This is a genomic window from Chryseobacterium barbadense, assembly GCF_042849955.1.
GTDB lineage: Bacteria > Bacteroidota > Bacteroidia > Flavobacteriales > Weeksellaceae > Chryseobacterium.
In genome coordinates, this window is record NZ_BAAFHL010000035.1 from 20,360 (window position 1) to 27,310 (window position 6,951).

The window sequence follows — 6,951 nt, forward strand, 5'->3', positions numbered from 1 at the left end:
TAAATTAAGCAAAGAAAAAATGTAGCGAATGTGTTGGAACTTCACAATTAAAATTATTTATTAAATCACCTATGAATCAATGATCAATTAATTTCTATATTAAATTATTATAATTCTATCATAAACTTGTTCAGATCAACATCTGATGGAATATTCAGTTGCTTTCTAAGCCTGTTTTTTTTCATTTCTACACTCCTAACGGAAATATTAGTATGTTGAGCAATTTCCTTGGTTGAAAAATTGAGCTTCAGCAAAGCGCAAAATTTTAATTGGCCTGCTGTCATTTGAGGGTCTGCAGAAGAAAGCTTATTATAAAAATCAGGATATACTTCTTTGAACCGGGCAAGGAAAGAAGGGTCGTCTTTTTTGGCCAATGCTATTACTTCATTGAATGCCTCATTGATTTTTTGTTCCAGTTCAGTGAGTTGTGAATCTTTCTCTTCAATCATAGTTTCTTTTTGAATCACGGTTTCTTTTATTTGTAATTTTTCTGCTTTTTCTTTTCTGTATTTTTTTAAGCTTCTGATACCGAAAAACATTATAACTCCTGATAAGAAAATGAGACCAACTAACAAATAGTACAACTGCTTTTTCTTAGAATTAAATTCTTCATCTTTTTCATCTATAATCTCCTGGACTGGAATTTTAAGTGATTGTTTTTCCGCACTTGACAAACTGTCTGAAAGCAGTTGGTGTTTTTCCAAATATTCCTGACTTTTCATTTCATCTATTCCCTTATAAGAAAGATATAATTCATTAAAAATATCATTTCTGATGTAAGGATCATTGGCAGATGTTCTATTCTGTTCATAAGCTTCGTTCAAATATTCAATAGCTTTTTTATTTTCGTTCTGTAAGCGGTAAAGCGTTCCTAAATAGTTTAGTGTTTCACCTTTTTCATATTTCTGCTGCTTGGAAGGATTAAAATTCAAAGCCTTGTCCAATGTTACCTTTGCTTTGTCATATTCTTTCAGCTGCATATGTCTTAAAGCAATATTATTGTATGTTATCGTGATTAGTTCAGGATTCTTACTTTTAATCCTGGGGGACTTCAAATATTCTTCCAGAGTTTTATAGTGATTTTTAAGTGATAGCTTGAATCCGGTATCACCACTATTTTTGTCAGCAAAAAGAGCTGCTTCGGCTTCATAAATAATACCTTTTATTTTATGGTATTCGTATTCCGATTTAATTTTTTCAGCATATTCAAAAGCTTTATGAATATCTTTTTGAGCCTCTTCATACAAGCCTAACCTGGAATAAGCCATTGCTTTTAATCTTAGTGCATCGCATAACCATAGGTATTCTTTGGTTTTAAAAGCAAATTTTTCAAGTTTATTACAATATTGAATTCCCTTTTCGGTTTCGCCTCTTCGAAGGTGGGTGGTAGCAAAAATAGATAGAGCTTGTGCTTTTCCACCATTATAATCATTTGTCTGAGAGAGATTCCAAATCAATTTACCATTTTTTAATGCCCCAACTGTGTTAGAGCCAAGAAGTTTGAAGGTATAGTCTGCCAAGCTGTCAATTTGTTTATTAGAATATTGTTGCGCTTTTATTTGGAATAAAGCACATAGTGTGACAATTAGAAATTTGCAGATTAATTTTATCATAGGACGCAAAATATTATCAAAACGGTTAGTTACAATTGATAAAATTAATAAATTAGATAAGAATATGCTAATTCTGCAAGATAAAAGAAATTAAAAAACAGCCTCAAGTTTCGAGGCTGTTAGAGATAGTTTATTTGAGAACTCTTAGTGTTTAAAAATTAACTGTAAAGATTTCTTTTCACTTTTAGAGTTAATAGCAATCACATAAGTGCCATCAAGCAATTCCGTACTTGTAAACTTAATGCTATTAGCTCCAGCTTTATAGTACTGCTGGGAAGTTGGTAATTTTACTATTCTTCTGTACATATCCGCCACATTCGGTGTCTTCAAATAATTCGAAATCCAGAGTGGCATATCTGAAGATGGGCTAGGTTATGGTTTAGTATCATCTTTAAAAGCAGGGGCTTATAGCAATTGACCTCCCAGAAGCTCCTCAGGATCCATCTATCCCAAGAATATTACCAGTTTTATTCTTACGCCTCCTATGAATCTTCGATTTTTATATTTAATGTTGAGCATTTTATATTAAGACGTTATCCATCATACTTTCATTAATGCTAAGCTTTCTGTTTTTCACATCAATAAAAAATCTTACCATTCTCAATTTTTAATATACGTTCTTTTTCCATCTTTTTCACTGTTCTGATAATTGTTTCGACTCTCATACCTGTAAGATTTGCTAATTGTTGTCGGGTAAGTGGGACTTGATAGGAAAATGGTTTATAATCGGCATGTTGGTTTTTAAGATATTCTATAAGCATTCTAATTTTAAGGGAAGGACTTGTAGAGGATACATTGGTTAACATTAAATAACTATAATACAGATCATCAGCCAAAGTTTCTATTAAGCCTATCATAAGCTCAGGATTGTCATTTAGAATAGTGAAAAATTCAGATTTTGGTAATCTTAAAACCGTACACTGCGAAATTGCCACAGCATTCATTGGATAATTATTATCTCCGAATAGCATGGATACACCAAAACTTTGTCTTTCAGAAAAAATATTGAAGGTAAAGCTCTTTCCTTCCATGTTAATAGAATTAAGCTCTACTGTACCACTTATTGTTTGAAAGAAGTATTTAGGTGAACTTCCTTCCGCAAAAATAAAATCATTTGGATTGTAATCTTCATAGGTAGCACCATGTGCCAACAATAGATCTTCATTGATTATCATAATTCTAAAATTTATGGTGATCCATGAATCTCCCAGTAAAAGAAAACGGCTTTATAAAATTACAAAAATTAAGCCATGCACAATACAATTATTTAGCTTTTTATTGTAAAATCCACAATCACCAATTTACTTCAACATTGTATCAACTGATTAATAATAATCAGAATATCAATTAAATACAAAAATGTCGTAGAAATGTCGTAGTCATTTTTTTGCAATCGATAGGAATGATTTTTAATCTTTGCAAAAGAAATCAGGCAAGAATCCCCCAGTATGTTTTAGGTTTTGCTCAAGCTGTAATTATTAAGCAAAAATGCTTTTCCATTCAGTATCTCTATAATCTTGAAATTTTAACTTCAACACAAATACATTCTAATAATACAAATTCTAGTTATGAAAAAAAACGCTTTACCAATTCTAATTGTTCTAATGACTTGTTCAGTTAGTTTTAAAGCCCAAGTAGGCATTAATACCTCTACTCCAACTTCCACTTTAGATGTGGTCGCAAAAAATGCTACCGGAACTACAACTAACGTTGATGGACTATTAATTCCACGAGTAGACAGGCAAAGAGCCCAAAGTATGACATTAGTTCCCACATCAACCTTAATCTATGTAAATAGTATTGCTACCGGTAATCAGACAGGCACAGCATTAAATATTGATGCAGTGGGATACTATTATTTTAATGGTACTGTATGGACTAAATTAAACCCAACCGGATCATCAGTTAATATCTATAATTCTGATGGTACTCTGAATGGATTAAGAACGGTAAATACGGCAAGTAATTTCCTAACCTTTACTAACGGAACTAATTCTGTTGGTATTGCAACCAATGGAACAGAGGGCCGTCTTTTAGCAACAGGATCAACCAGAGGATCATTAGGGGTTACCGGAGGAAATACTACAATGAATTTTTTTACAGATAATAGTAATGCCTCACAGATCACTACTGGTGGTTCGAGTACACAGCTTATTTTATCTACACAGGGTACAACCGCTACGCCGATCAATCTACGAACTAATGGTATAACAAGATTAACGGTTGCCGCCAATGGAAATGTCGGAATTGGAACTACAACTCCTACAGCACAGCTGCAGACTACAGGAAATGTAATTGTAGGTACAGCAGCTTCTACTAATGGTGCAACGGGATATTCTACTGTAGTAAGAGATAACACTACAGGAGAATTAAAGGTGGCATCTACAAGCACAGGGAACACATTTCCATTCAATTATGCTACATATCAAATAAATAATGTTCAGCAGGACTGGATAAATGATTTTAATACTAATATTTCTACAAGTCAATATACGGTAGCAGTAATAGGAAGTACTTTTGATATTGGTGGTGCTGGTTTATCTGCTCCAACAGGTGGTACATTTGACCCTCAAAATGTATTTGCATTTCAAAGTGGAGGGACATGGCATCTTTCAGCAGATTATAAAAATGGTACGACCTCCAATGGTGCCAATGGAAACTGGACTATTTATGTTTTAATAATTAATAATACTGTTGTAAAATCTGTAGGTACTGTAACCGCTAGTTTGGGAGGCACCAATAGTGGTAGTGCTTCAGCTCCTTCAGGTCTTTAACTTTTTAGCAGATAATTATTTTTATGTAATCATATAGGTTTCAGCAATTTGAAGGAAGTAGTAATTACCATAAACGACATATAATATTAGCAATTTTAGAAAAACAATATAAAAAATAATTTTTTACTGCTTTTCATTCTCTGTCCATCATTATTGTGGTTTTCAATTTCCACATTGAGTACAATCGCTTTATAAATCAATATATTATAAAAATGTTGTAGAAATGTTGTAGTGAAAAACTTGTGTTAGAATAACATCTTTTTGATCTTTACCTTAAAATTATAAAGTCCTTTTTTTGTGCTAACCATGATGAAAAAAAATTATCATTCGATGAGAATTGATTCCACCTGCTGTATTTCACTGTACGCAGGTTGGAATCATTTTTTTTCAAATCAATCTCCCCACCCTTTAATTAATCACGTTTAAATCACCTATGAATTTAAAAGATATTCATATTGGGCATCTCATTAAAGTACGATTTGAAGAAGTAGAGATGTCCTTGGAAAGAGCCTGCAAATTTTTAAAATGTCATGAAAAAGATATAGTCAAAATGTATGGAAGCTCAAGTATAGATACTGATATTTTACTTCGATGGTCGAAGTTGCTGGAATATGACTTTTTCAGGCTGTATTCAGGCCATCTTATTTTATATTCGCCACCTGCTGCCCCCGAAAAGAAAAACCAAAAGAAAATAAAGCAATCGCTTCCTGTATTCAGAAAGAATATTTACACTCAGGAGATTAAAGATTTTATCATAGGAAAAGTGAAAAACGGGCATATGACTGTGCCTGAAGCTATGAATGCCTATAATATCCCTAAAACTACTATCTATAAGTGGATGAAAAAAAGCTAGTATAAAATCATTGTAAAAAAAACTAAATATGATACCTTTTTACTCAAAAATATACCAAGATATCATTATCGAAAAATTCCCGGAAATGCTTAATGACAAAGAAATTATAAACCGGTTGAATAATATACAGGCAGTGGAAGATGTAATTGCCCTCAATGAGAAACTCTTCAAAAAAGAAAATATAAGAGATAATCAGAAATTGAAATCATACGATCAAAAAACGATTATCAAAATTCTAGAGTATCAAAAAAAACACAATCTTTCCAACACCTATATCTCCCAACGATATAAACTAAGCAGAAACACTGTTGCGCGATGGAAAAAGAATTTTAAGTTATCCTATTAACCATAAAAACATGAAAAAAAATTATTTTGCTATTACGATGATATTGTTAGCAGTATCATTTCCGACAAAGGCCCAGGTCGGTATCAATACCGCTTCCCCAGCAGCAACCCTCGACATTATGGCTAAAAATGTTAACGGAACATCTCCTGCGGTAGAAGGATTATTGATTCCAAGAGTTGATAGAGAAAAGGCACAAAACATGACCTTAGTACCGACATCTACCCTCATCTATGTAAATAATATCACAACCGGCACCTTGGCTGGCATTGCTGCCAACATTGATACTGTGGGGTACTACTATTTTAACGGATCAGCCTGGGTAAAACTAAACCCGCCTGCAAGCAATGACTGGACCCTTACCGGAAATGCCGGAACTACGGCGGGCAACCATTTCCTGGGAACCACAGACAATCAGGACCTGATCTTCAAAAGAAACAATGTACAGGCCGGATGGTTGAATAGCAGTAATACCGCTTATGGAGTTAACGTATTACCCAATACTGCTACCGGTACTACAAATGCTGCCTTTGGAACTTCCGCCCTAGCAGCGATTACAACAGGCTCTGCAAATATTGCTGTAGGTCATATGGCTGGAAAAGCTCTTACTACCGGAGGGAATAACATTGCTATTGGTAGAAATGCTTTATCGACTAATACAACAGGGCTACGAAATATAGCACTCGGAGAAAACACTCTTTTTTTTGCCACGGGCAATGAAAATGTCGCTATAGGAATAAATACTGCTCCAAGTCTTACTTCAGGAATTAACAATACTGTGATAGGAAATAGTGCATTAATGGCAAGTACCACCGGAAACAGCAACGTAGCTGTTGGATATAATGCACTTAACACAAACACTACGGGAAGCAACAACACAGCTATCGGATATAATGCAGGGGTAAGCACAAACAACCTTACCAATGCAACCGCTATTGGCTTTAATTCCAAAGTCAATCAAAGCAATAGTTTGGTATTAGGAGGAACAGGAACAGATGCTGTAAATGTGGGAATCGGGATTACTGCTCCGGCATCTAAACTGCACCTTTATAGAAATCCTTCAACAGAAGCCTCTGCCAGTCTTTTACGGCTTGAAAACTTAAATATTCTGCCTTCAACGGGCAATTTTAAAAGTCTAGCGATAGATGATACTACAGGAGATGTATATAAATCTGATAAAGGTGCACTTATTGGAGGAAACGGTCTAGATGCCTTCCCTAGTACACTTACCCTACAAAGAACAACAACAGGTACATCTACAGGTAATCTGGCAACCGGAAAAACGTTTACATTATCGGCTCCGGCATTAGTAACTTTTAATTTATCTGTAAGCATTGAGTTTACTCAAAATGACGGTGGGGTTATTAA

General features: G+C 34.2%; 5 protein-coding genes and 1 pseudogene. 4 read left to right on the forward strand and 2 right to left on the reverse strand.

Annotated elements, in window-relative coordinates; all coding sequences use genetic code 11:
* Positions 1 to 107 precede the first annotated feature (107 nt).
* Both ACGHIN_RS12435 and ACGHIN_RS12440 read right to left on the reverse strand, forming a co-directional pair.
* Positions 108 to 1,613 carry a tetratricopeptide repeat protein gene (locus ACGHIN_RS12435; protein WP_390453937.1) on the reverse strand — a complete coding sequence of 502 codons (1,506 nt, stop codon included), beginning with the start codon at positions 1,611 to 1,613 and terminating at the stop codon, positions 108 to 110.
* A gap of 578 nt (positions 1,614 to 2,191) precedes the next feature.
* Positions 2,192 to 2,788 carry a Crp/Fnr family transcriptional regulator gene (locus ACGHIN_RS12440; RefSeq protein WP_390453939.1) on the reverse strand — a complete coding sequence of 199 codons (597 nt, stop codon included), beginning with the start codon at positions 2,786 to 2,788 and terminating at the stop codon, positions 2,192 to 2,194.
* Between the two features lie 429 nt (positions 2,789 to 3,217).
* Here ACGHIN_RS12440 and ACGHIN_RS12445 point away from each other — a divergent pair, with 429 nt between their 5' ends.
* The 4 genes and pseudogenes from ACGHIN_RS12445 to ACGHIN_RS12460 all read left to right on the forward strand — a co-directional run.
* Positions 3,218 to 4,387, forward strand: a complete 1,170-nt coding sequence (locus ACGHIN_RS12445) for a hypothetical protein (RefSeq protein WP_390453941.1) — start codon at positions 3,218 to 3,220, stop codon at positions 4,385 to 4,387.
* A gap of 433 nt (positions 4,388 to 4,820) precedes the next feature.
* Positions 4,821 to 5,240 carry a transposase gene (locus ACGHIN_RS12450; RefSeq protein ID WP_390453943.1) on the forward strand — a complete coding sequence of 140 codons (420 nt, stop codon included), beginning with the start codon at positions 4,821 to 4,823 and terminating at the stop codon, positions 5,238 to 5,240.
* A 28-nt stretch (positions 5,241 to 5,268) separates the two neighbouring features.
* Positions 5,269 to 5,586, forward strand: coding sequence for a helix-turn-helix domain-containing protein (locus tag ACGHIN_RS12455; protein ID WP_390453945.1), 318 nt, complete (start codon positions 5,269 to 5,271; stop codon positions 5,584 to 5,586).
* 10 nt (positions 5,587 to 5,596) lie between these two features.
* Positions 5,597 to 6,951, forward strand: a pseudogene (locus ACGHIN_RS12460) (hypothetical protein); the annotation flags it as partial.

Coding starts and splice junctions, on each gene's coding strand:
- ACGHIN_RS12440 (WP_390453939.1), bottom strand. CDS start 2,788: ATGATAATCAATGAAGATCTATTGTTGGCACATGGTGCTACCTATGAA.
- ACGHIN_RS12455 (WP_390453945.1), top strand. CDS start 5,269: ATGATACCTTTTTACTCAAAAATATACCAAGATATCATTATCGAAAAA.
- ACGHIN_RS12435 (WP_390453937.1), bottom strand. CDS start 1,613: ATGATAAAATTAATCTGCAAATTTCTAATTGTCACACTATGTGCTTTA.
- ACGHIN_RS12445 (WP_390453941.1), top strand. CDS start 3,218: ATGACTTGTTCAGTTAGTTTTAAAGCCCAAGTAGGCATTAATACCTCT.
- ACGHIN_RS12450 (WP_390453943.1), top strand. CDS start 4,821: ATGAATTTAAAAGATATTCATATTGGGCATCTCATTAAAGTACGATTT.